27 protein-coding genes are annotated in these 24,829 nt (G+C 36.0%); 13 read left to right on the top strand and 14 right to left on the bottom strand.

Annotated features, from left to right (window positions below):
- The first annotated feature begins 72 nt into the window (after window positions 1-72).
- On the top strand, window positions 73-1,245 hold the full coding sequence (locus ACK4HO_RS11250) for a T9SS type A sorting domain-containing protein (RefSeq protein WP_409665860.1): 1,173 nt from the start codon (window positions 73-75) through the stop codon (window positions 1,243-1,245).
- On the opposite strand, the gene ACK4HO_RS11245 is transcribed toward ACK4HO_RS11250, so the two are convergent.
- Window positions 1,235-3,220 carry a KUP/HAK/KT family potassium transporter gene (locus ACK4HO_RS11245; RefSeq protein ID WP_409665858.1) on the bottom strand — a complete coding sequence of 662 codons (1,986 nt, stop codon included), beginning with the start codon at window positions 3,218-3,220 and terminating at the stop codon, window positions 1,235-1,237. The genes ACK4HO_RS11250 and ACK4HO_RS11245 overlap by 11 nt on opposite strands.
- Before the next feature lie 131 nt (window positions 3,221-3,351).
- Complete coding sequence (locus tag ACK4HO_RS11240) at window positions 3,352-4,716, bottom strand: hypothetical protein (RefSeq protein ID WP_409665857.1); 1,365 nt, start codon at window positions 4,714-4,716, stop codon at window positions 3,352-3,354.
- A 135-nt stretch (window positions 4,717-4,851) separates the two neighbouring features.
- On the opposite strand from ACK4HO_RS11240, the gene ACK4HO_RS11235 reads away from it, so the two are divergent.
- Window positions 4,852-5,895 carry an oxidoreductase gene (locus ACK4HO_RS11235; protein WP_409665856.1) on the top strand — a complete coding sequence of 348 codons (1,044 nt, stop codon included), beginning with the start codon at window positions 4,852-4,854 and terminating at the stop codon, window positions 5,893-5,895.
- A gap of 24 nt (window positions 5,896-5,919) precedes the next feature.
- On the opposite strand, the gene ACK4HO_RS11230 is transcribed toward ACK4HO_RS11235, so the two are convergent.
- The 4 genes from ACK4HO_RS11230 to ACK4HO_RS11215 are packed head-to-tail and all read right to left on the bottom strand — an operon-like array spanning window position 5,920 to window position 8,539.
- A complete protein-coding gene (locus ACK4HO_RS11230; RefSeq protein ID WP_409665855.1) occupies window positions 5,920-6,381 on the bottom strand; it encodes a sensor of ECF-type sigma factor in 462 nt (153 codons plus the stop codon).
- Between the two features lie 4 nt (window positions 6,382-6,385).
- The gene (locus ACK4HO_RS11225; RefSeq protein ID WP_409665853.1) at window positions 6,386-6,799 is read right to left on the bottom strand and encodes a hypothetical protein; all 414 of its coding nucleotides are present in this window, start codon (window positions 6,797-6,799) and stop codon (window positions 6,386-6,388) included.
- 30 nt (window positions 6,800-6,829) lie between these two features.
- Window positions 6,830-7,372 (bottom strand): RNA polymerase sigma factor, encoded by a 543-nt coding sequence (locus ACK4HO_RS11220; protein WP_409665852.1) that lies wholly within the window; start codon window positions 7,370-7,372, stop codon window positions 6,830-6,832.
- Between the two features lie 60 nt (window positions 7,373-7,432).
- The gene (locus tag ACK4HO_RS11215; protein ID WP_409665850.1) at window positions 7,433-8,539 is read right to left on the bottom strand and encodes a transcriptional regulator; all 1,107 of its coding nucleotides are present in this window, start codon (window positions 8,537-8,539) and stop codon (window positions 7,433-7,435) included.
- A gap of 94 nt (window positions 8,540-8,633) precedes the next feature.
- On the opposite strand from ACK4HO_RS11215, the gene ACK4HO_RS11210 reads away from it, so the two are divergent.
- Window positions 8,634-10,241, top strand: coding sequence for a class I SAM-dependent methyltransferase (locus ACK4HO_RS11210; protein WP_409665848.1), 1,608 nt, complete (start codon window positions 8,634-8,636; stop codon window positions 10,239-10,241).
- A 1-nt stretch (window position 10,242) separates the two neighbouring features.
- On the opposite strand, the gene ACK4HO_RS11205 is transcribed toward ACK4HO_RS11210, so the two are convergent.
- Window positions 10,243-10,431 carry a hypothetical protein gene (locus tag ACK4HO_RS11205; RefSeq protein WP_409665847.1) on the bottom strand — a complete coding sequence of 63 codons (189 nt, stop codon included), beginning with the start codon at window positions 10,429-10,431 and terminating at the stop codon, window positions 10,243-10,245.
- A 77-nt stretch (window positions 10,432-10,508) separates the two neighbouring features.
- On the opposite strand from ACK4HO_RS11205, the gene ACK4HO_RS11200 reads away from it, so the two are divergent.
- Window positions 10,509-10,892 carry a MazG nucleotide pyrophosphohydrolase domain-containing protein gene (locus tag ACK4HO_RS11200; protein ID WP_409665845.1) on the top strand — a complete coding sequence of 128 codons (384 nt, stop codon included), beginning with the start codon at window positions 10,509-10,511 and terminating at the stop codon, window positions 10,890-10,892.
- Window positions 10,893-10,982: 90 nt separating this feature from the next.
- Here ACK4HO_RS11200 and ACK4HO_RS11195 read toward each other — a convergent pair whose 3' ends face one another.
- Window positions 10,983-13,163 (bottom strand): TonB-dependent receptor, encoded by a 2,181-nt coding sequence (locus ACK4HO_RS11195; RefSeq protein ID WP_409665843.1) that lies wholly within the window; start codon window positions 13,161-13,163, stop codon window positions 10,983-10,985.
- Between the two features lie 165 nt (window positions 13,164-13,328).
- A complete protein-coding gene (locus tag ACK4HO_RS11190) occupies window positions 13,329-14,396 on the bottom strand; it encodes a branched-chain amino acid aminotransferase (RefSeq protein WP_409665842.1) in 1,068 nt (355 codons plus the stop codon).
- 279 nt (window positions 14,397-14,675) lie between these two features.
- Between ACK4HO_RS11190 and ACK4HO_RS11185 the strand changes: the two genes are divergently transcribed.
- The 5 genes from ACK4HO_RS11185 to ACK4HO_RS11165 all read left to right on the top strand — a co-directional run bounded on the left by ACK4HO_RS11185 (window position 14,676) and on the right by ACK4HO_RS11165 (window position 17,035).
- On the top strand, window positions 14,676-15,176 hold the full coding sequence (locus ACK4HO_RS11185) for a DUF4920 domain-containing protein (protein WP_409665840.1): 501 nt from the start codon (window positions 14,676-14,678) through the stop codon (window positions 15,174-15,176).
- Between the two features lie 6 nt (window positions 15,177-15,182).
- Entirely contained in the window at window positions 15,183-15,641 is a 459-nt protein-coding gene (locus ACK4HO_RS11180; RefSeq protein WP_409665838.1) for a hypothetical protein, read from the top strand.
- Between the two features lie 2 nt (window positions 15,642-15,643).
- Complete coding sequence (mnmD, locus tag ACK4HO_RS11175; protein ID WP_409665836.1) at window positions 15,644-16,318, top strand: tRNA (5-methylaminomethyl-2-thiouridine)(34)-methyltransferase MnmD; 675 nt, start codon at window positions 15,644-15,646, stop codon at window positions 16,316-16,318.
- 118 nt (window positions 16,319-16,436) lie between these two features.
- Complete coding sequence (locus tag ACK4HO_RS11170; RefSeq protein ID WP_409665834.1) at window positions 16,437-16,631, top strand: hypothetical protein; 195 nt, start codon at window positions 16,437-16,439, stop codon at window positions 16,629-16,631.
- Window positions 16,632-16,840: 209 nt separating this feature from the next.
- The gene (locus ACK4HO_RS11165; RefSeq protein ID WP_171221641.1) at window positions 16,841-17,035 is read left to right on the top strand and encodes a hypothetical protein; all 195 of its coding nucleotides are present in this window, start codon (window positions 16,841-16,843) and stop codon (window positions 17,033-17,035) included.
- A 35-nt stretch (window positions 17,036-17,070) separates the two neighbouring features.
- On the opposite strand, the gene ACK4HO_RS11160 is transcribed toward ACK4HO_RS11165, so the two are convergent.
- Window positions 17,071-18,012 (bottom strand): LysR substrate-binding domain-containing protein, encoded by a 942-nt coding sequence (locus tag ACK4HO_RS11160; protein ID WP_409665833.1) that lies wholly within the window; start codon window positions 18,010-18,012, stop codon window positions 17,071-17,073.
- 206 nt (window positions 18,013-18,218) lie between these two features.
- Between ACK4HO_RS11160 and ACK4HO_RS11155 the strand changes: the two genes are divergently transcribed.
- The 4 genes from ACK4HO_RS11155 (at window position 18,219) to can (ending at window position 21,608) form a co-directional block, all read left to right on the top strand.
- Window positions 18,219-18,503, top strand: coding sequence for a hypothetical protein (locus ACK4HO_RS11155; protein WP_409665831.1), 285 nt, complete (start codon window positions 18,219-18,221; stop codon window positions 18,501-18,503).
- 59 nt (window positions 18,504-18,562) lie between these two features.
- Window positions 18,563-20,206, top strand: coding sequence for a SulP family inorganic anion transporter (locus ACK4HO_RS11150; protein WP_409665829.1), 1,644 nt, complete (start codon window positions 18,563-18,565; stop codon window positions 20,204-20,206).
- A 5-nt stretch (window positions 20,207-20,211) separates the two neighbouring features.
- On the top strand, window positions 20,212-20,895 hold the full coding sequence (locus ACK4HO_RS11145) for a carbonic anhydrase family protein (RefSeq protein WP_409665827.1): 684 nt from the start codon (window positions 20,212-20,214) through the stop codon (window positions 20,893-20,895).
- A 71-nt stretch (window positions 20,896-20,966) separates the two neighbouring features.
- A complete protein-coding gene (gene can, locus ACK4HO_RS11140) occupies window positions 20,967-21,608 on the top strand; it encodes a carbonate dehydratase (RefSeq protein ID WP_409665826.1) in 642 nt (213 codons plus the stop codon).
- Between the two features lie 57 nt (window positions 21,609-21,665).
- Here can and ACK4HO_RS11135 read toward each other — a convergent pair whose 3' ends face one another.
- From ACK4HO_RS11135 to ACK4HO_RS11120, 4 genes are all read right to left on the bottom strand, one after another.
- On the bottom strand, window positions 21,666-22,862 hold the full coding sequence (locus ACK4HO_RS11135) for an LETM1-related biofilm-associated protein (protein WP_409665824.1): 1,197 nt from the start codon (window positions 22,860-22,862) through the stop codon (window positions 21,666-21,668).
- Between the two features lie 70 nt (window positions 22,863-22,932).
- Entirely contained in the window at window positions 22,933-23,508 is a 576-nt protein-coding gene (locus tag ACK4HO_RS11130) for a YdeI/OmpD-associated family protein (RefSeq protein WP_409665822.1), read from the bottom strand.
- Window positions 23,509-23,514: 6 nt separating this feature from the next.
- The gene (locus ACK4HO_RS11125; protein ID WP_409665821.1) at window positions 23,515-24,042 is read right to left on the bottom strand and encodes a superoxide dismutase family protein; all 528 of its coding nucleotides are present in this window, start codon (window positions 24,040-24,042) and stop codon (window positions 23,515-23,517) included.
- Window positions 24,043-24,113: 71 nt separating this feature from the next.
- The gene (locus tag ACK4HO_RS11120) at window positions 24,114-24,638 is read right to left on the bottom strand and encodes a hypothetical protein (RefSeq protein ID WP_409665819.1); all 525 of its coding nucleotides are present in this window, start codon (window positions 24,636-24,638) and stop codon (window positions 24,114-24,116) included.
- Window positions 24,639-24,829: the final 191 nt, after the last annotated feature.

Genomic DNA, 24,829 nt, shown 5'->3' with positions numbered 1-24,829 from the left:
GCTTAAAATTAACAAGCTAAAAACAGTTGAGAAATAGATTTCCCTATATTTGAATTAATTAAACTCCTTGAAATGAGAGATATTAAGTTATGGTGTTTTGTTTTTTTGATTTTTACAGCCGGTTTTGCTGCGTTTGCCCAACCTTTTCAAGTGGGACATACGACAATTAATTTTACCGATGCAACTAGAGGGAATCGCGTAATTGCTACAGAAATTTATTATCCGGCGGATGTAACCGGAGATAATGTTGCACTAACTTCAGTAGCCGGTGATTTTCCGGTTTTGAGTTTCGGACATGGTTTTGTGATGACTTGGGATGCGTATCAAAATTTTTGGAGTGCTTTAGTCCCGAATGGTTATATCATGGCTTTTCCCAAAACCGAAGGTTCGTTATCGCCCTCGCATTTAGATTTTGGAAAAGACTTGGCTTTTGTCATAGACCAAATGAATCTTTTGAATAGCGATAACACTTCTGTTTTTTATAATAGAATTAGTGTTATGAATTCGGTTATGGGTCATAGCATGGGCGGTGGTGCTTCGTTTTTAGCGGCGCAACTTAATAGTAATATAAAAACCATAGTCAATTTTGCCCCGGCAGAAACCAATCCGTCCGCCATTAGTTCGGCTGCTTCGCTGACCATTCCTGCACTTGTTTTTTCCGGAGTGAATGATTGTGTTACGCCACCGAATGTACATCAAATTCCTATGTACAATGGGTTGTCAAGTACGTGTAAAACTTTGATCAATATCATTGGCGGCAGTCATTGTCAAATGTCCAACAGTAATTTCTTTTGCAACGTAGGAGAAAGTTCTTGTTCGCCACAACCCACCATTTCCAGAGCGGTACAGCAAACTAAAATCAACACCTATCTTTTGCCTTGGTTGGATTATCAACTGAAGGGAAATTGCAGTCAGGGCAGTTTATTTGATAGTCAAATCACGACAGATAACGCGATTACTTTTCAAAAGAATTGTATACAATGCAATAATTTAGATACGAATACTTCGGCTTTAGCGAACAGTATCAGCGTTTATCCAAACCCTGTTAATGATTTTGTGGTTATTACCGGAGCCATGGATAAAAAGTATAAAATTGTACTGTATGACAGCACTGCCAAAATTATTTTGGAGCAATCATTTATACATGCTACAACTATTAATACTGCAAGTTTGGCCAAAGGAATTTACTTCTACACTATCTCAGAAGAAGGCAAAAAAACGTTGGAAGGAAAAATTATAAAATAGATCTGTCTCCTTGAATTCTTCGCATCTCGATTTTTTCGGGTGCGTGAAGTACCAATGGGAATTGTTCAATTTTCACCGAACTACTGTCTAAGCCAAATCCTTTTTCTTCGGATAAACTCCACTTTTTCATCATGAAGTAAGTATTCATTACAATTTTCTCGAAGAAAGTTAAATCGCTGTCATTGGACAAGAATTTTTCGGAAAGCACAAATTTGAAATCTCCGATAATATTGTTTTTATTTAAAGATTCATATCTACTGGTAATATCTACTTCGCCACGATCTACCATTTCTTTAATCACTTGTTTGAACATTAAGTTGATTTTAGTTGGTTCACGGAAGCCTAAATAAAAATCAATTCTGTAAATATCATCCTTTACGATTTCAGTTACTCGGTATTCTTTTTTGTAAGGTTCGCTTAAGATATTAACGTGGATGAACCAATACAAATCGGCGCGTTTCGGACGTTTCTGAAGGATTGAGTACATTACTTTTTCTTCAATTTCATCGCTTCTATTGGAGTTGGTCATGTACACTAAGTGGGTAGCATATTTTGGTATTGATAAGTCAACACTTAATTCGGCAAGCACTTTTTTGTAATCGTCAATCTTAACAATTTTAGTATAGTTTTTACTAATTTGTTTGGCTAAATACCAAGTGGCCATAACTCCGATTAAAGCAGAGGCAATGATTAAAGTTACAAAACCGCCATGGATGAATTTTGGTAGAATGGCTGCCAGGAAACTAAATTCAATAATTAAATAGGCCGTTATGATGGCACCTATGATATACCATTTAACTCTTTTCATGATCAAATAAAAGTTCAATAAAATGGTAGTCATAATCATGCAAAGTACAATTGCAAGTCCATAGGCATGTTCCATCGCGCTCGATTTCTCGAAGTACCAAACGATACCTATACAACCTAAAAGCAACAACCAATTAATAGAAGGAATATACAATTGTCCTTTTACTTCTGTTGGGTATTTGATTTTAACTTTTGGCCAGAAATTCAATCTCATGGCTTCATTGATCAAAGTAAACGAACCGCTGATTAAGGCTTGGGAAGCAATAACTGCAGCAAGTGTAGCTATTACAACTCCTATAGGTTGGAACCAATCGGCCATGATTAGGTAGAACGGATTTCCGTTTTCTCCTCCTAATTGTTTTAGGGTTTGCCCTTCATGTCCAATTAAATAAGCACCTTGACCAAAGTAATTTAAAAGCAACATTGTTTTTACAAAAATCCAACTGATTCGGATATTTTTTCGGCCACAATGTCCCATATCGGAATACAAAGCTTCAGCTCCTGTAGTACACAAGAAAACGGCTCCTAAAACAAAGAATCCTTCAGGGTGAATTTGGAGCAATTCATAGGCGTAATAAGGGTTTATTGCACTGAAAACAGAAAAGTCATTCATGATTTGCAATGTTCCTAGTATACCCAACATCGAAAACCAAATCAGCATCATTGGAGCAAAAAACTTACCTACTAATTTGGAACCAAATTGTTGAATGGTAAACAATATAAATAGTATACAAATTACAATAATTTGAATGGTTCTGGTTTCCATAGCGTAGAAGGTGTTGATTCCTTCCACTGCGGCCGATACTGAGATGGGCGGCGTAATAATACCGTCCGCCAGCAAAGCACTACCACCAATAATTGCCGGAACAATGAGCCATTTTATTTTGGTTCTTTTGACCAAGGCAAATAGGGCAAAAATCCCACCTTCACCATGGTTATCGGCACTAAGGGTTATGATTACGTATTTTATGGTAGTTTGTAGGGTTAGTGTCCAGAAGACACAAGAAATTCCACCGAGTACAAGATCTCTGGAAATGGCATGAGCACCAAGTATTGCTTTCATTACATAGAGCGGTGAAGTACCTATATCTCCGTAAATTATTCCTAATGCTACTAATAATCCGCCTACGGATAATTTGCTATGGAGACTACTATGCTGCGTACTCATAATGAAAAGTTAAAGACAGCAAATTTATATTTTTTTGATATATCTGATTATGTATTATACAATTATTTTTAAAAACAAAAGACATCGCCTGAGCGATGTCCTTTTTCCAACAACAAAACTATATATAAAACTTAACCTCTTCTGTTTCCTTTTGAGCCATTATCACTTCTTTGTGAGTTGTCTCTTTGGCTCGACATTTCTCTTTGTCCACCTGAGTTACCTCTTTGACTTGACATTTCTCTTTGTCCACCTGAGTTGCCTCTTTGACTTGACATTTCTCTTTGTCCACCCGAGTTACCTCTTTGACCAGACACTTCTCTTTGGCCACCTGAATTGCCTCTTGGGCTCGACATTTCTCTTGGAGCATTAGCCCTTGGAGCTTCAGCACGAGGGGATTGATTTCCTTGATTGGCATAACCTCTTGACGGGGTTTCGTAGCTTTGGGTATTGTTTCTTGGCGCTACATTTCTTGGTGATTCATAGCCTTGATTTGAGTTTGTTCTTGGTGAAACCTGCTCGGTTTTAACCGCTCTCGGCGATTCATAGCTTCTTGGATTACCGTTTGATGTAACTGTTCTTGGTGATTCACCTCTTGTATTGCCATTTGCTCTTGGTGAATTGGCTTGAGTATTACTACTTCTAGGAGACTCACTTTTAGTGTATGGGTTTACTCTTGGAGAAATACCTGTATTGTTATTATTTCTTGGGCTATTGCTGGCGAATTCTCTCGTGCCAACCGTTCTGATATTTCTGTTTCTGTCTAATTCGTGACGGTTTGCATAACCGCTATTTCTCACTTGGAATGAACGATTCGGATAACGAACTTCATAACCATTTCCTCTTCTTCCGCCTCTGTAATAACCGTTATATGCTGTCTCGCATCTTCTGTAGTTTACGTAGTTGTAATGGTGGTTGAAATTGATGCTGATACCAATATGACTTCTATATCGGAATATCGGACATGGTGACCAAGCGTAGTAGTAACTTGGGTAATATCCCCAATACCAAGATGAATAATAGGGTCTGTAACTACCAACCCAAAAAGAAGCATAAATTATTGGGGTATAAGAATAAACCGGTTCATAAATATAATTCGGTCCATACATATAAACGTCACCAACTACTTGTATTTGAACACGATTATCTCGGTCACGTTGCACTTCAATGGTTGCAACGTCCTGAAAAGTATCGCGTCCTAAAACGGATTGGATAACAATTAAGTGAGCATTGCCTTCTACAGTTTCAATTACACGCAAATAATCTACTTGGTTGTCTTCGTTTAAATCCAAATTAGAAATTTGAATTTTAGGGTCATTTAACCTTCTTTCAAAATCGGCTAAATCTCTGGAATCTCCAAAAATAGAAGCAACCGCTCTTAAATCAAGGTTATCACTGATTTCAGAATTGTAGGCTGAAACCGTAGTCCTGTCTTGGGCAAAAAGGGTAGTGATGCTCAACAACGACAGCACTGACAATGTTATAACTTTAGCTTTCATAATAAAATATTTTAAAGTGGAATAGTTTTGATAGCCAACATCCAATTACTGTGCCACAGAAATTTTTGAAGATTTTTTAACTAATTCTTAACTGGTTCAAAATTTGTATATTCGCTTCAAATCCCACTGTTTACTATGAAAAATTTATTCTTAACAGCCTCAGTTATTTTCTTTTTTTTGGTTCCCAAAGTAAATTCTCAAACTTTTCAATCGGTTATTATTGATACTATTTTGAAGGATAAAATTAGCATAAGAGCAATTTCAGTTGCAGAGGGTATAATCTATTTTGCAGGCGATAAAAGTAGAGTAGGTTATGTACTATATCCTAGAGACGCGAGCTTGATTAATGCGGAAATCGTCAGCGATACTTTGGTCTACGAATACAGAAGTTTAGCCACCAATGGTAAAGAAGTTTTCGCGTTGTCGATAGGAAATCCGGCCAGATTGCATAAGTTTTCAAAGGGCTTAATTGGTAAATCTTTGGTTTATGAGGAAAAACACGAAAAAGTATTCTACGACAGCATGCAATTTTGGAATGCAAAGGAAGGCATTGCGATTGGTGATCCAACGGAAGATTGTCTTTCAGTAATTATCACCCGTGACGGTGGCAATACTTGGAATAAATTGTCCTGTGAAAATTTGCCTAAAGTAGTAGATGGCGAAGCTGCTTTCGCAGCCAGTAACACTAATATTGTTCTCAAACAAAATCACGCTTGGATAGTTTCAGGCGGAAAAAAGGCGAGAGTATTTCACTCTTCGGATAAAGGTAAATCATGGGAGGTATATGAAACCCCAATAGTGCAAGGCGAAGCTATGACCGGAATTTTTACCGCCGATTTCTATAATGAAAATATCGGGTTTATAGCCGGTGGCAATTATGAAAAGCCAAATCAAAATTTTCAAAACAAAGCCATCACAAAAGACGGTGGAAAAACATGGGATTTGATTGGAGAAAATACCGGTTTCGGATATGCTTCCTGCGTACAGTTTGTGCCAAAGTCAAATGGCAAAGGAATCGTTTCAGTAGGCGCAAGCGGTTTACAATATTCTGCAGATGGTGGAAATACTTGGGAACAATTCTTAGCTGATCCAACTTTATACACGATAAGATTTTTAGACGAAGACACAGCTTTCGCCGCAGGAAAGAACCAAATCATCAAAATAGAGTTCAAAAAATAAGAGCGCAATTAGCGCTCTTTAGTTTTATCTTTTAGGTCTTTTATCTCGGTATTGTTGCAATAGTTTTCGATTAAAACCTTCTTCGGCTTTTTTGAGCTTTAGGATTTTGGTTGAAGGAATGACTCCTTTTAAACTGGCCACAAATTTTTTCTTGGCTTGGTGCAGTTCCTCTTCGGTGCTTTCCATTTGTGAAAGTATGGTAGAAGCTTCTTTTTCGGATAAATTGTCGAAGGATTCTTCGTCAATTCGATCTAAATATCCTTTTAATTTTTGTTTTCTGATTTCATGTTGCTTTTCTTCAAAAGCATTGTACAAGGGCCAAAATTTTGCCGCTTCATCTGGAGTTAATGATAACTCATTAGTGATGTAGGCTACTTTCATAGCCTTAATTTGTTCTTTCTTTTCCTTCAATAAACGACCGCCTTGTGCAAAAGTGTTTATCGAAAAAAGCATAATAATTGCGAGGAGTATTTTGTTGATTTTCATATCTTTAGTCTATAATGTATTGTTCTAAATCGGTGTTGTTTAATAGAATATCTTCCACAGCTTCATCTTCAAGATTCAATTCTAATTTCATTTTTTCCAAATCTTCTTTGTCTAATAAATCGGCAATTTCATCATCAGATATCGTAGTGTGATTGTTGATATAATCTTCTAAAGCAACCGCATCAACTTCTTCTGACGACGTTGCAAAATTATTATAAATCGGAACAGACAACAACATCACAACCAAGGCAGCCGCTGCATAATACCAAGTTTTTCTTCGACTGAAAATCGAAATTACTTTCGGTTCTTCTTTAGAAAGCTGGGGTAAGACTTTGTCTGTAAATGAATCAAAATAACCTTCGGGCGTTGTAAATCCTGAATTAATTTTAGGTTCGTTTTCTAGTTTAAATGGTTTCATAATCGTTTGACAAAATTAAAGAGATAAGGTTTAATTGGTATTCATAAAATCTTCAATTTTTTTCACAGCATGATGGTAAGATGCTTTCAAAGCACCAACTGATGTTCCTAAAATCTCCGACAGTTCTTCGTATTTTATTTCTTCGTAATATCTCATTTTGAAAACCAATTGTTGCTTTTCGGGTAGCAAAACAATGGCTTTTTGCAGTTTGATTTGAATTTCATTGCCATCAAAATAATCCTCGGCTCTTAAATTCTCAACTATTTTAGTTTGCATGGCTTCACTGGTTGTACCGTTGCGCTTGGCTTTTTGGCTAATGAAAGTAATCGCTTCGTTGGTCGCAATTCGGTATATCCAAGAGAACAATTTGCTGTCGCCTTTAAAATTTTTCAGGTGTTGGAAGACTTTCACAAAAGTATTTTGCAATACATCATCCGCATCATCATGGTTGAGCACAATGTTGCGAATATGACTATACAAAGGTCTTTGGTAATCCCGCAAGAGTTTTTGAAACGCCACATTCTGCGTTTTCGGATCTAATAATTCCCGAATAAAATCCTTTTCTTCTTGCAAAGCGACAATTTAACTGTTGGAATAAAGATAATCGAAAAGGTTTAATCCAAACTAAAAAAATTAAGGGGTTTCTGTTGGAGTAGCATTAGTTTCCGCAGGTTCAGTTGCCGGAGCTGTTGGCAAAATAAATGTAGGAACCGCAACCGGAGCTTTAGGAAAAACCGGAATATGAATTTCGGTTACCCATTTTGAAGGTCGTTTGATGTCATCTATGGTTTTGATATAAACCTCAGTATATTTTCCGGCTAAGTTTTCTTTGAAACCATTATCAGCTATGTGTTTTCTGGCTTTAGTCCAAGCTTCTTGTGTGTGTGAATAATCTCCGGTCAAAGTCGTTTTCAAACAAGTAAACGGTACAATCTCTCCCGAAGTCACATCGCTGCCCGAAGCCACAAATATTTGTTTGGTTGTTGGAATACAAACTGAAAATGTTACAAAATTATTAGCAACATCATAGCGTTCGTATTGTACAAAAGGTTTTCCGGCCATGGTCAATTGGTTCTTCTTAAAGAAATAAACCATGCGTGGCAAAATAATTTTGATGTTTTTGGACAAGTTTTTAATCTTACAGGAAACGGTTTGTTTCAAACAAAAGCCCGAATTACGTTGGCTAATCCCATTGACCTTAATCGAATAGGTCTTCATTTCATAGTCTAAGGTTTTGTCAAGATTTCGAAAACTTTTTTCAAAAGCATCTGTTAGCATTCCGGACATACCACCATTAAAAAACGTATTGATTTTGGTCAACAAATCCATCTTTCCTTTGCAGTGAATAGTAATTTTGGTACCGCCAATAGTGTCTTTGAATTTCCAATGGAATGTAGCAGTTGTTCCATTTAGGTTTCCTTTTTGAACCAAACTATCATTTTCTTTGGCGTAATAAGTTTTGATAAATCCTTCGTCACCGTCTTTTTGCCAAGAAAAATTAGCGCCTGAGCCCATGGTTTTGGCAGGATAATTAAAGCTAATGCCATGGTTTTTAGTCATCCAAGAACCAAAGGATTCCCAGTTTTTATAGTCATTTACATAATCAAAAACAATGCCTTTCGGACTGTGAATTACGGTACTTTTAGAGACTTCAAAATCGCCTTTTTGAGTAGCTACATAAACGGTAACGCCTATAAAAGCTAATAATATCAGTAGGAATATATATTTTAGAATTCTCATCGGTCGATTTTTAGGTAACACAAAGTTAAGATAAAACATTTAACTTTTGATGTTTACCAATTGAGTATATTTGTTAGTAATCAAAACGCAATTTATGAAAACCAAGAGCGAACTTCGGGGTATTTTATTCAGACATTTAGACGGAATAACAACAGTTCCGGTTGCTTTTTCCCTACATAAAAAAGGTGTTTTGGAATTTATCCTGCAAAAGCAAACCGTTTCGCTTTCGGAGTTGACCGAAAAATTCAAAGCCAATGAAGGTTATCTCAATGTAGCGCTTCGCGTTTTGGCTTCTCAAGGTTGGTTAAACCAAAAGTCAGTCAATCATAATAATCAATTCACTTTCAGTATAAATGATAAAAGTGCCACAGCATTTTCTTTGGTACCCCTTTATGAAGGTGCTTTTAATTTACTGCAATTCACTGAGCATTTTCACCCGCGTAAATTTGAAGTTGAACCTTTTGAAATGCTCAATGAGTTGTTCCATAAATACAAGACCAACTTTGGTTTAAAATTTTCGGAAGACGAAAAAGTACGCTCGATTCAAGAGCAAGTTTTGTATCATATCGAAGGAAATTTGGTTGGGCCAACGATTGTTATGCTGGGCATGACCGGTATGTTTCATAAATACTTTATGGAAACTTCATTCCGCCCGGAAGAGTTTCACAAAAAACCGGAATGTTTTAAAGAAATCTTAGATTTTCTGACTCATTTAAATTGGTTTGCCAAAAAAGGCGATCACTATCAATTTACCGAAACCGGTTTGTTTTATGCCAAAAGAGCTGCGGCTTATGGCGTGACGGTTTCTTATATTCCAACGCTTCGTAAAATGGACGAGCTGCTTTTTGACAATGCTTCGATTCTTCGAAATGTTAGCGAACACGAAGCCGAATTGCATGTGGATAGAGAAATGAATGTATGGGGAAGCGGAGGCGCACATGCGGAATATTTCAAAATTGTAGATGAAATCATCATCGAATTATTCAACCGACCGATTGCAGAACAGCCGAAAGGAATTCTGGATATGGGTTGTGGCAACGGTGCGTTTTTGGAACATATTTTTGACGTCATCGAGCGCCAAACCAAGCGGGGCAAAATGCTCGATGAACATCCGTTGTTTTTGGTTGGGGTTGATTATAATGAAGCGGCACTTAAAGTCACTCGTGCCAATTTAATCAAAGCCGATATTTGGGCGAAAGTGATTTGGGGTGATATCGGCAGACCACAATTATTAGCCGATACTTTAAAACAAGACTACAACATCGACTTAAAAGAATTGCTCAACGTGAGAACTTTTCTTGACCATAACCGCATTTGGGAAGCACCAAAGTCCAAAACGCTCAACCGAGTAAGCACATCAACCGGAGCATTTGCGCATCGTGGCAAAAGAATTTCCAACAATGATGTGGAAGATAATTTATTGGAACACTTATTAAAATGGTCGCCCTTTGTGAATAAGTTTGGTTTACTAATCATTGAATTGCATACTGTTGCACCCGAATTGACCGCCGCTAACATTGGCAGAACTGCAGCCACCGCTTATGATGCGACACATGGATTTTCCGATCAATATATTGTAGAGATTGATGTTTTACACAAAATTGCCGCAGAAGCCGGTTTGTTTTCGGATAACAAAGTCTTCACCCGTTTCCCGGATTCCGATTTGGCGACAGTGAGTGTTAATCTTTTTAAGGGGAAATAGCTTAGTGCTTCATGAACAATTTTATCACAAATAACATCACAATAAAAAATATAAAAGCAATCAGAACTTTATAACTTCCTTTGTATTCCTTATTGTGTAAGGCTTTGTCTTTGCCATAAGCAAAATAAGCAGCAATTACGAAAGCGACAAAAAACAAAGCGGCGAAAATCCATTGACCAGTTGTGAACATTTATTCTAAATTTTCAACAAAAATACTCAAATGTATTGTAAAGTTATAACTTGCAGTATCATTTAATTTAGTTAAAAATGCAAAAACAAATCAACGCAGTAAAAGAGTTTCACACCGCATTCGGATTGGGTGTTAGTTATGAAATGAAAGGCCATTTGGGCGAACAAAAAAATATGTTGCGCTTCAATTTGATGAAAGAAGAAAACGAAGAATATCTTGAAGCGGTTCAGAATAATGATCTAACCGAAATAGCCGATGCGCTTGGCGATATGCTGTATATTTTGTGTGGAACGATACTCGAACACGGCTTGCAACACAAAATCGAAGAAGTCTTTGACGAAATCCAACGTAGTAATATGAGTAAACTAGATGAAGACGGCAAACCGATTTATCGCGAAGACGGAAAAGTCATGAAAGGCCCGAATTATTTTAAGCCAAGTTTTGACGAAATACTTAGATAAGTAGTCAGTAATTAGTGGTCAGTTGCAGTTTATAAAAAAGAACGCCGAGTTTCCTCAGAGTTCTTTTTATAAATAATATTTTAAAGTCTTTTACAGCTTAATTTTTATTCCAAAGTTAAACACAAAACCATCTAATGGCGCCCAAACTTCAGTAAACTGTGGCGTGTTGTTTGGGCCTGAGATTAGGCTTTCTTGTTTGGTTTGTCGGTAGTCAAAGATGTTTTCTACATTTCCAAAAAACGTAAAGTTTTTCCAGTAATGTTCTACTACGGCACCATACGTCCAAAACGATTGGGTTTGGTTTCCATTGCTTAACGTTTGGCTGCTTTTCAATTCGTAGTCTACACCAATTCTCCATTTTCCGGGTAGGGCATAAAGCAAATCGCCTTTCAAACTGTGTTTAGGCGTTAAAGTTACATTGGCGGTTGAGCCGTTAAAATGATTTGTGGCATCAGTATAAGTATAACCTAAAAACAATACAAAATCGCTGAAACCAAATTTAAAAAAGGTTTCGGTTCCTACACTTTTGGTATAACCTTCAGCATTTTGGAATTCAAAATTGCTGCCGTTGCTTTGCAAAACCAATGGCTTATCTAAATAAGTGTAAAAAAACATCTGGTTAAAGCTGATAAACATTCTGTTGCCAAAATTTAATTTGTAACCAATATCGGCATTCCCACCATACGATTGCTCAGCTTTGGTGTTGTCTTTATTTATAGCTAAAACATTTTGGTAGCCTAATAATTCGGCTTCTTGGTTAAAAATGCTGGCATTTCGGTAACCCATACCACCGCCAATTCGGGTGGTCAATTTTTCAGTCCATTTAAAAAGTGCCGATACTCTAGGCAATACAAAAAGTTGGTCATCAAAAACATAATCGGTTCTTAAACCGGTTTCCAAAGATACTTTTTCGCCAATATCAAAGGTGTAATTGGCAAACGCACCCAAAGTTTCATAGTTTTCATTTCTCAAGTTGGCATTTTCCAGCGGCGTTTCTTTGAAATCATCGGTGTAAAAATTCAAACCGGTGATTAATGAATTTTTGTCTTTTTTGTACAGATAAGAAAGCTCTGAAAAGGAAGAGATTTGTTTTCCGGCAAATTTGTATTCTCCGGCTTCAAAAGTTGGTGTAATGAACAAACTTCGGTCAAAAATATTAAAGGAGTTTCTTAGTGCAATGGTTTTATTTTCTGCCAGTTGGTGTTCAAACTTGGTTTGTGTCGTGATGCGGCTAACTTCATTTTGTTCTTTGTAAAAATGACTACTTGTTGCGGTTTCCTCGTTCAAAAGTTTGGTATCACCGCCTTTTCTTTTTTCTGTAGTGAAAGTTCCGCCGACACTCAAATTGGTTTTATCGCTCAAATAGAAAACGATTTTCGGGTTGAAATTGAATTTTTCCAATTCGGGTAAATCTGTGAATCCGTCATCATCGGCATCAAATGCTTTGTGGGCATTGCGTTGTGCCAAAAGCGTGAAACCGATTTTTTCATACCTTTTACTGGTAAACATATTGACATCAAAGGCGCCAATGTGAGAACCATTTAAATGCAAAATAGTTTCCTCGCTGGTAGGTTCTTTGGAAATCAAATTAATCAATCCCGAAATAGCGCCACCGCCGTAAAGGGTAGAAGCAGAACCTTTTATGTATTCAATTTGACGCAAATCTAAAGGTGGAATCTGCATTATACTTAAACTGCCTGAAAATCCTCCATACAAAGGAAAACCATCTTTTAGCATTTGGGTATAACGTCCGTCAAGTCCTTGAATTCTGACGTTGGCTGTATTGCTTGTTGCCGAGGTTTGCTGGACTTGAATTCCGGTGCTGTGCGTCAATAAATGCGCTACTTTACTCGGGTCCATAGTTGCCGCTTCGTCGATTTCTTCGGTCAGTACTTCAACACGCGTTGGGATTTTAGAAATGGTTCTGTTGTTTCGAGTTCCTTGCACTATGACTTCGTCTAATGCTTCACTTTCGTCGGCTTGCATCAAAATGGCTGGAATTGTTGTTGTTTGCGGAAAATCAATGGTTTTTTCTAAAGTGATAAAGCCGATGTGCGAAAAGACAAGGATTTGTCTTCCATTGGGAATATTTGAAATTTCGATTTCTCCGTTTTCGTTGGAACTTGTAGTGAGTTGTGTTCCTTTGATTACCACATTGATACCAATCAGCTTTTGGTTGGTTAGACTGTCTTTTACTGTAGTTTTGAATGTGTTTTGACCTAATGCATTTATTCCGCATAAAAGAGTCAATAAATAAATGTAATATCTCATTAAATTTATATTAGTTGTATTTAGCGATTGAAATTTTATTTTCTATTTCATGTGGTTCACCTCTACAAAAATAGCGTCTTTTTTCGGATTCTTTTTTTAGGACAGAAGTAAGATAAAAAAACTCCGAGTTTACTCGGAGTTATATTATAAACTGAATACTGAACACTACACTTTAACAGTCCAACCAAAAGTATCCTCAGCTAGTTTGTATTGAATTTTGGTCAATTTGTCTTTTAATTCTAAAGCGAATGAGTTTTCTAATTTTGGCAACTCATAATAAACATCTTTGTATTGAAAACCTACAATTGGATTTACTACGGCAGCTGTTCCGGCGCCGAAGATTTCTTTTAGGCTTCCGTCTTTAGCGGCATTTACTAATTCTTCTACCATTACCGAACGCACTTCTACTTTTATCCCTTCGCGTTTTGCCAAGTCGATTAAGCTTTTACGTGTTACACCATCCAGAATTCTTTCGCTGGTTGGCGCTGTGTATAAAGTATCGTTGATTCTGAAAAACACGTTCATAGTTCCGGCTTCTTCCAATTTGGTATGCGTGGCATCATCCGTCCAAATGATTTGTTGGAAACCTTTTTCTTGGGCTAATTTCTGTGGATAAAATTGAGCCGAATAATTCCCAGCTGCTTTTGCTGCTCCGATTCCGCCATTAGCTGCACGACTGAAATGTTCCGCGATAATCACTTTCACTTCACCCGAATAATAGGAGCGAGCAGGCGATAGGATAATCATGAAACGGTATTGTGTTGATGGCTGAGCAATAACGCCCGATCCAATCGCAATCATAAACGGTCTGATGTATAAAGTATTGCCTAAACCTTTTTTTACCCAGTCTTTTTCTATATCGACTATGGCTTTTAAACCACCGATAAAGATGTCTTCCGGTACTTCAGGCATCGCCATTCTCTTGGCTGATTTATTAAAACGGATTAAATTTTCATCCGGTCTGAACAACCAAACAGCATCGTTTTCATCTTTATAAGCTTTCATGCCTTCAAAAATGGCTTGACCATAGTGAAATACTTTGGCTGAAGGATCAATTAAGAACGGTTCGTATGGTTTGATAACGGGTTTATTCCATTTTCCTTCTTTAAAATCACAAATTAACATATGGTCAGTGAATGTGTTTCCGAAAGCAAGGTTTTCAAAATCGACTTCATGAATTTTAGAGGCAGAAGCTCTAACTATATCGATTTCGGAAGGTGTTTTTAACATCATTTAGTGATAGGTTTTACGAAGAAAAACATTTTAAAATATTGAAAATCAAATGATTGTGTAGTTTTTCTCGGAATTATAAGTTGTATTGTTAGTTTTTTGTAAAACTAATAAAAAAATATATGCATTTAACACCTTAAAAAAATATTGGATGCTTTTTTCCAAATTCTCTCTGACACCGTATTTTTTGTCTTAATATTTCATTAAAACGAGAAATTAATTGCCATAATATTATGTGAAATTGTTAATCTGTTTACTTTTGTAATTCTAAAACCGTAAAACATGAAAAAAATAAATTTACTTCTTATTGCTATTGTATTATTTATAGGCAGTAATGTCATGGCACAATCAAAAACAAAAGCAACCGCGTTTGACGCTAAAAATTATGCTTTGTTTGGTGAAAAATTCAAAGTGACCAAAATTTTGACCAAAGACCAAATGCTGAAAAAATATAAAAACCTCAAAAAAGGCGATACCATTACAGTACAATTTCAATCTAACATCAAATCGGTTTGTAAAAAGAAAGGTTGTTGGATGAAAATGGAATTGGCCGGAGATGATAGTTCATTTGTGAAATTTACAGACTATGCATTTTTTGTTCCTTTGAATGCTGATAACAGCACAGCCATTGTAAGCGGTAAAGCTTTTGTTGATGTGGTTTCTGTAGATGAGTTAAAGCATTATGCCAAAGACGGCGGAAAATCGGCTGCTGAAATTGCTAAAATCACCAAACCTGAAGTGACTTATTCTTTTATGGCAGATGGTGTTTACATCAAAAAATAAGTTTCGATGAAGAAAGTTATTGTTGTAATTCTGGTGCTTCTTTTTTTAGCCTTATCTGTTATTTCTTGTCAAAATAAAGAAGAGAAAGCTACCGTAGAAAAATGCGATCCAAAGACCGAAAAAAAATTGGAAATGTACCAAATGTCGGAAATGGCCGCTTTGATGGAACAAATGTATGTTGACAACAAACGCTTAAAAGAACGCATCCAAAAAGGGGATACCATTGGTCAATTTCCACAACATTTTTTACGGATTCATGAAGCTGTGATGACCGATGAATCAGAGAATGATGCTTTTTTTAAAGAGCAAGCCGTAAAGTTTATCAAAGCGCAGGAAATGATTTATAAAGATCCAAAGAACGCCAAACAACATTTCAATACAGGCGTTGATGCTTGTATTCAATGTCATCAGCAAAAATGTGGCGGACCAATTCCGAGGATTAAAAAATTGTACATCAAAGAGTAATTTTGAAACGCGAAATTATTCAAACCCAAGATGGTTCAACGACCATTCATTTGCCTGATTGGAATGAAAGTTATCATTCAAAACATGGCGCCATTCAAGAAGCATATCACGTATTTATAAAGAATGGGTTTTCTCTTTTCGAAGGAAAACCCATTGCTGTTTTAGAGATTGGTTTCGGCACCGGATTGAATGCTTTCATCACTTTTTTAGAAGCCCAAAAAAGTGTCAATCAAACGATAAATTACGTTGGAGTAGAAGCCTATCCTGTGGCTTTGGATGAAGCTTTGCAAATGAATTATGCCAAGCAAATTGACAATGAACAAGCTCAGATTTTTGAACTTTTGCACCAAACAGATTGGGAGGAAAAGAATGCTATTTCGGAGCATTTTGCCCTAACCAAGCGCCAACAATTTTTCCAAGACATCAATGATGATAATGCTTTTGACCTGATTTACTATGATGCATTTGGTTTCAGAGTGCAACCGGAGTTGTGGTCGGAAGCTATATTTGTAGCCATGTATAAGGCATTAAAAGCGAATGGCGTCTTGGTTACTTACGCTTGTCGCACTTCAATAAAAAATGCTATGTTATCAGCAGGATTTTCTGTAGAAAAGTTACCTGGTGCTCCGGGTAAAAGAGAGATGTTGCGCGCTACCAAAGGACTTGTGAAAAATTAACTTTTTGTCAAGTTATTTTTAACTATGATTTTTATCGACGGTATATTTTTTTCAATAAATTTGATGAAACAATTATTCGTTCTTACCTAATTTCCAAACCTAAAATTTATTGCTCTCTATGTCTAAAACCATGTTAGACCACACTAAGTCTGTGTTAAAAAGAGTAAGTTTTGATGTTGACCTTTTTTGCAAAGAGCTTTCTAAAGCTTATAAGTTCTTATTACCATACGAACTTGAAGAGTTAACAAATTGGTTGCTAAAATTTACCGAAGAAAAACCGGAACTTAGACAATGTATCTTAAATATTAATTAATAAAACTAAAGGAATTTAAACGATTCCTTTTTTTATTGCTTCCATCTTTTATAGTAAGATAAAACATATTTAAAATAGTTAAAAATGTATTTCATCGATTATTAAGGCATTTAAACGATGATTTTCAATATTTTTTATTGCGGTTTAACATTTTTTATTTTACTTTTACCAAACGTTCTTACAATAAGATAACCCCAAATCTTAACATTATGCCTAGAATGATCTACGATTACACTAAATCTGTACTCGAGAGAGTAAGTTTTGACCCAATTCTTTTTGCTAAGGAATTAAAGAAAGCCGTTAAAAATTTGCTGCCTTATGAGATAGAACAATTAAAAAGATGGCTTCAATTCTTTACCAAAGAGCACCCGGAATTAAAAGACTGTTTATCTGTAGTTAGTTAAAACAGAATGAAATAAGGAGTTGGTGCAACAGCTCCTTATTTTTTTTGTAGCGGACTAATGATTTGCACATTCTGAAAAGTAATGGCCCCTTTGATTACGCCGGCAATTGTGCTCCTCAACGCATCAATGATATGAATTTTTAATTCGTTTTTCGGGAAAATCAGACTTACTTCGCGTGCCGGTTTTGGCTCTGTGAAGTGTTTCAATTTTAAAGCATCTTTTGCCGGTAAGTCTAGAGTATGTAAATAAGGTAGTAGGGTTGTTCCTAAACCTTCATCGGCCAATTTTATCAGAGTTTCAAAGCTTCCGCTTTCAATTTGGAAATGGCTTTTTTCTTCGTTATTTAAATTTTTACACAAGTTTAAAATACCGTCTCTAAAGCAATGTCCGTCTTGTAATAACAAGATTTCATTGACATTCAAATCACTGACTTCAATTTCTTTTTTGTGAAATGTCAGATGATTTTCCGGGATGTATGCCACAAATGGTTCATAATACAAAACAATCTCCTTAATCTTTTCGTCTTCCAAAGGTGTTACGGCAATAGCAGCATCTAAATGACCATTTTTCAATTTGGTAATAATTTCGGCCGTGTTTAACTCTTCAATTATGAGTTTTACTTTGGGGTATTTTTTGATGAAATTGTTTAAAAACATGGGTAGTAAAGTTGGCATTACCGTTGGGATAATCGCCAAACGAAATTCTCCACCTATAAATCCCTTTTGTTGGTCAACAATATCCTGAATTCTGTCGGCTTCATTAACTATATTTTTGGATTGATTGACAATTTTTTGCCCTATTTCAGTAAGTTGAATGGGTTTTTTGGTACGGTCAAAAATTTGAACAGCCAATTCTTCTTCAATCTTTTGGATTTGCATGCTCAGTGTTGGTTGCGTAACAAAGCATTTTTCGGCTGCAAGGGTGAAATTTTTGTATTCGGCAACTGCTAAAACATATTTTAATTGTGTGATTGTCATGAGTATAGTAAAATATGATGCAAAGATAAAAACTATCAATTTAATTTATAGTAATAAGCTGTTAATATTTCGGGTAATAGTGTAAATTTGATGTGAATTTTACACCTTGTGTAAATTTGTCTTTATAATGGAAAAGGTTATATTATTTCGTGTTAAATTTTAATTAAAAAAGTCATTTCAAGTATTCGTATACTTACTTTAGCGCCATGAAATACATAGCAAGATTAATACTAGTTCTATTTGTTTCTTTTCTTTCAACACCCACTGTGGTTACTTTGATAAAGAAGAGTACAGATGTTTCTATGTTTTATAGTTCTGCTGAAGAAGAAATTCATAAAGATTTAAAAGAAGTTAAGGGGATAAAGCAATGTTTTGATTATCCTTTTACAGCATCAAAGTTAAATCCTGACTCAAAAATCATTTCAGAGAACTTATCAAGACATGATAATGTTGCTGAAGAAATTTTCTCTCCACCGCCCGAATTGATTTAATACATCCGTTATGGTTTCGCATGAGCGAAGCTTTTTATGTATTAAATTAATTTATTGGTATGACAAAAAAAATCAATCTTTTTGCAAATCTTAAATCTGATTTCGCATCAGGTTTAGTCGTTTTCTTAGTGGCCTTGCCTTTGTGTTTAGGTATTGCATTGGCTTCAGGCGCGCCCTTGTTTTCTGGTATTATTTCCGGCGTTGTAGGCGGAATTGTAGTAGGTTATATGAGTACATCTCATTTGAGTGTCTCGGGACCGGCTGCCGGTTTGACCGCTATAGTTTTAACCGCCATTACCGATTTGGGAGCATTCAATATTTTCCTGACCGCTGTTTTTATTGCGGGTTTAATTCAATTGGCTTTAGGTTTTTTAAAAGCGGGAACCATTTCCAACTTCTTCCCCAATAACGTTATTGAAGGAATGTTAGCCGGTATTGGGGTTATCATTTTCTTAAAACAAATTCCTCATGCCTTTGGCTATGATAAGGATTTTGAAGGTGATGAATCTTTTGTACAAGCGGATGGTCAGAATACCTTTTCTGAACTATTTTCGGTGATTGACCACATACAATTAGGCTCATTAGTTATAACATTAATTTCCTTAGCCATTTTGATTGGATGGAATAAAGTAGAATTTCTTAAAAAAATAAAGTTAGTTCCCGCAGCATTGGTAGCAGTAATTGTTGGGATTATCTTGAACGAAATATTTATCCAAACAGGAAGTTCTTTGGCTATTTCAGGGGAACACTTGGTGGCATTACCGGTACCTACCAGTCTTGAAGAGTTTCAAAGTATTTTTGTACTTCCGGATTTTTCAGCCCTAACCAATTTTAAAGTTTGGGGCATTGGGGCAACCATTGCAGTAGTAGCTTCCATTGAAACGCTATTGTGTATTGAAGCAGCCGACCGTATGGATGCTCAAAAACGTTACACCAATACGAATGTTGAGTTAAAAGCACAGGGAATCGGGAATATGGTAAGCTCTTTATTAGGCGGATTACCTATGACTTCTGTTGTTGTTCGAACTTCAGCCAACAACGCGGCAGGTGCAAAATCAAAAATGTCTGCTATTATTCATGGATTTCTTTTATTGATAAGTGTCTTGACTATTCCTGTTTTATTGAACAAAATTCCATTGGCAACCTTGGCGGCAGTTTTGTTATTGGTAGGTTACAAATTAGCCAATCCCAAAACAGTTAAACATTTCTGGAAAAAAGATAGAGTTTACCAGTTTATCCCTTTTATTTTGACTTTTGTGGCTGTAGTATTCACAGATTTGCTAAAGGGTGTTGCTTTGGGAATGATTGTCAATATTATATTTGTATTGATAGGGAATTCAAAGCGAGCATTCAAATTCAGCAAAGAGGAATATCATGATGGAGATGTAATTCACATAGATTTGGCCCAAGAAGTTTCTTTTTTGAATAAAGCAGCTATCAAATCAACCTTAAATGATTTACCGGAAAATTCAAAAGTGATTATCAATGCTACTGATACAGTATACATTGCCCATGATATTTTAGATTTGATTAGAGAATTTAAGGCTACTCGTGCTATTGATGAAAATATCAAAGTAAAATTAAAAGGTTTCAAAAAAGCCTATCAATTGGAAAACAGTGAAAGTTTTAAAAATACAGTTACTGTAGAACAAAAGTATGACGCTATGAAGCGAAAAATGATTAAAGTAGAAGATAAAATATAAACACAATGAAAACTTTAAATAAAGAATTACAAGCATCAATTACCCCAAGAAAAGCTCTCGAGATTTTAAAAAACGGAAATAACCGTTTTGTTGGTAATCTGCAAGCACATCGCAATCTATTGGAACAAGTAAATGACACCCGCGACGGGCAATGGCCTTTTGCTACAATCCTTAGTTGTATCGACAGCCGAACTTCGGCCGAACTTATTTTTGACCAAGGTTTAGGCGATGTTTTTTCGGTACGTATTGCCGGAAATATTGTAAATACCGACATCTTAGGCAGTATGGAGTTTGCTTGTAAAGTGGCCGGTTCTAAACTGATTGTAGTATTAGGACACTCGAAATGCGGCGCTGTAAAAGGTGCTTGCGACCATGTTGAAATGGGTAACTTAACAGAATTACTTTCTAAGATACAACCGGCTGTTTATCAGGAAAAGGAAACAGTGGATAATCGAAATGCTTCTAACTCCGTATTTGTGGAGAATGTAGCTGAAATCAATGTAAAGCGCAATGTTAAAAATATTATTGAACGCAGTTTTATTTTGGAACAAATGATTGAAAAGGGTGAAATTGGAATCGTCGGTGCTATGCACAATATTGAAACTGGTGAAGTTACTTTTTATGAAGACAGTCAATACATCAAGGATGAGTCAAATCCGGATTTTTCAGTAGCAGAATTGAGACATTAATCTCTTTTGGTTAAACCCTCAATCAACCGTTGTTCAAGTTTTTATTTACTATATTTGACTAAATTTATTATATGAGCGATTTTTATAAAAAAATACTTGACAACAATAAGAAATGGGTTGAATCACAATTAGCCATTGATAAAGATTATTTTAAAGATTTATCTAAAGGGCAACAACCACCGCTGTTGTGGATTGGCTGTTCTGATAGTAGAGTTCCTGCGAATGAAATTATCGGTGCCAAACCCGGAGAAGTATTTGTACACCGAAATATAGCCAATATGGTTATTCACAGCGATATGAACATGTTGAGTGTATTGGATTATGCAGTCAATGTATTGAAAGTAAAACACGTTATTGTTTGTGGGCATTATGGTTGTGGTGGAGTAAAAGCCGCTATGGGAAACCAATCCATTGGGTTGATTGACAATTGGATCAGACATATTAAAGATGTTTATCGTTTGCATGAGCAGTATTTAAACTCTTTTCAAAACGAAGAAGAGCGTTTCAACAAGTTTGTGGAAATAAATGCCCAAGAGCAAGTATTCGACTTGGCGAAAACCTCGATAGTGCAAAATGCCTGGAAAATTGGCCAGGAATTATCGCTTCACGGTTGGGCTTACGGATTAAACTCAGGATACGTGACCGATTTAGGTGTGAATATGACTTCCAATGATGATTTAGATGATGTTTACCGCTTGAAGTTTACCAACTAATCCTTTAAATTATTTAATACATAAAAAAAGCAATCAATTATTTGGTTGCTTTTTTTTTTAATCCTCAATATTTTCGTTGAAAGCTGAAGGCATCATTTGCGGAATAAACTTAATCAATATCGGTAGGAGCAAACCACCTCCGGGCAACAAGAATATCGTCAGTGACGGAATTGTTTTGCAAATGTCGAGGATTTGTTTTTTGATTTTCTTCTTTTCTTCTTTGTCTAAATCTTTGTGGGTCGATTTGGCTAAAAGATGCATCAGTTCTTTACTCTGCGAAATCTCTTTTTGCAAACGCGATTTGTTTCTGTTGATTAAAACCACCACGCTTTCCGTAGTTTGGTCATAAAAATGTTTCACCGGATTGGAGAAGTTGAAATACGGAATTTCCTTTTTGTATTTTAGAATAAAGTCATTAATAAAATCGATGCTTTTTAAAATAAAATCATCAGCAATATCGATGGTTTCTCCGAGTTTGAACATAAAATAGCGTTCCTCATTTTCTACTTTTTCATCACTCCACAAACTGATGCCTGCTAAATCTATAACATAATATTTTTCAAGGTCATTGCTCAAGTAACTTAAATCTAAATTCTCAATTGATGTTGAAGTTGTTGTGGCAAATTTATTGTAACGAACAGATGATTCAAACAGCTTTAACAACAAATCATCATGTTGAGAAATACCGGTTTTAGCTTTTAGCGAAAGCGAAATAATACTGATAACAATATCTTCAATTTTATTGGTGTATTTCTCAGGAAAGTTACCTTTTTCGAGGTGTTGTTTGAAGGCTAAAACATCAATAAACAGCAGCGCATTGGTAATGACATGGGAGAAATTTTTGCTGAACATATCCTCATTGGTTTGCACTCTGTCATGAATGATTTTCTCCAATTTACTCGATGCCGAACTCGACTCCAACATCTTTTTTAAAGGGTTGAAACCCTTTGGAATCATACTGTTGTAGAAGGAAACGACTTCAGCAATGAAGTCCTCAGCATCATTTTTTTGCTTAACCAAACGGTACATTTGATAAAGCGTGTTGAGCATCCCAATTTTTGATAATTCTTGAGGCAATCTGTCTTTGGATTCTATCGAAAATGAAGCATCAAAACCTACTACGTGTCCAAAAATAAATCCAGTAGCTCTGGTTCGATTATAGAAATCCGTCTCGCTTTGTGGAAACGAATGTTCAGACAGATTTTGCTCTGCAAAAAACTTGTCAATCCAACCGTGAATTGAAGGGTTAATCATTTTTGTAATTTATTATGGCACAAAACTAAATCATTTTTGTTTGTGATAAGTAATGATTTTGTTACCAAATTTAAAATGTACCTCGTGCTTTGATATTTTGCTCGCAAAGCGAAATGATTTCAGCGATTCGGGCTTTTCGGGTTTCTGCTCTTTTGGCTTGATTCAACCAATACAAATAACTTTTTCGATAAGAAGGACTGAACTTGTAGTAGTTTTCTAATGCGGTTTTGTTTTGATTAAAAGCCATAATTAAGTCATCGGGCATTATTCCGTTTTCGACATGGTCTAAAGATGCCCAAGAGCCGTTTTGTTTGGCAATTTCAATTTTGCGTAAGCCACTTTCGTGCATTAAATTTTGGGAGATAAGTTTTTCGATATAGGTTTTGTTAAGTTTGCTCCAAACACTTTTGTCTTTTCGTGGCGTAAACATTTGGCGTCGGCGTTCGTCATCTAATCTTTTTACGGTAGAATCTATCCAGCCATAGCAAATCGCAACCTGAACGGCTTCCTCCCAACGCATGCTTTCGGCTTTGCTGGTTACTTTGTAAAAAATGAGATAAACTCCTCTTGACGTATGATGATTGTCATGCAACCATGTTCGCCATTCCTGAGCATTTTTGAAGTATAAATGTTCTTTCTCTTCCAAAAACCATTATTTTATAATAGCCGAACAAGCCAATCTTGCACCCGCATTTCCGGTAGGTTGTGTTACATAATCATCAGCTTTTTCATGAACGATTACAGCTTTACCAAGAATGTCTCTGGTTTCATCTCCGCAGCCTACACACCACTCACTTGTTTTAAACAATACAGTAGCATTTCCATCTGCGTTGGCATAAAAATTATCCATATCACCTTTGTGGTGTTCATAGTCAGTCCAGCGACCGTGTTTTTTAAAGGTTGGGTTCCAATGGCCTCCGGTGGAAGTAGCATCAGCTGAAGAACAGTCTGATTTTTCATGGATGTGAACGGCATGTTCTCCCGGTTTTAATCCGGTGAAGTTAGCAGTGAAAGTTACTTGTCCGTCTTTTTCTATAAAGCTAGCAGTTCCTTTAACGTTACTTCCGCTTTTAGATTGAAAAGTTAGGCTTACCGATTTGCTTTTTTCATTTGAAGACGAACTTTTACAACCGAATATTATCATTCCAATCGCTAAAATCCCTAAGACTATTTTTTTCATAAGTAATTCCTTTTTAGAATTATAAAAGTACGTAATTAACCAGAGCAATCCCTTTAAAATTAGGTTAAATTTTATTTGGTTTTTTCGCCTACAAAATAATCCGTTTGTGATTTAAAAAGCACATTGAAAGTCGTTAAACTGCCATAAATTCTGGTGATGTATTGTTGCAATTCTACTTTTTCAATTTCTTCCAAATTACTGGCGTTGATTTTTTGTTCCATTACACGCAAACGGTCTCGAAGCATTACGATTTTGTGAAAAAATACATCAATCGGCACATCTTTAGCGGCTAATCCTGCTTGTCCCGGAGTAAGTTTCATATTGCCGCCTTTCCATTTGTCGCCAATGGCTACTGGTTCGCCTAAGCCGTTCCATTTTTTTAAGATGGATAATAAACTTTGTTCTACGTCGTAAAAACTAACGGTGTCTACTTCGTTTTCGGCATGTTCTATCACTTCAAATTCGCTGTCGATGGCGATAGTTTCTAATCCGTTTTCTATAAAAGTTACCCAATATTCTTTAGACGATACATTGGTTACAACGCCTTTACCATATTCAGCGTGGTTGATTCTTGAGCCTATTCCAAGTAGTTTCATAAGTGTAAATTTTGAGCCACTAAAATAACGATTTACCTTAAATAAAAAAACCATCCGACTAATCAGATGGTTTCAAAACAATTAACTTAACTAAAATCTAAAAACAATAACTATTTTCCGCCACTAACTTGGTGGTAATAGTTTCTCTTAATCCAACAATGTTTGGCATGTTGGTATATTTGGTGAAGCGG

Origin of the sequence: Flavobacterium sp. (assembly GCF_046296355.1) — a bacterium.
In the GTDB taxonomy this organism is placed as follows: domain Bacteria; phylum Bacteroidota; class Bacteroidia; order Flavobacteriales; family Flavobacteriaceae; genus Flavobacterium.
The sequence above is the reverse complement of the archived record's forward strand: the minus strand, read 5'-3'. Positions and strand labels throughout refer to the sequence as shown.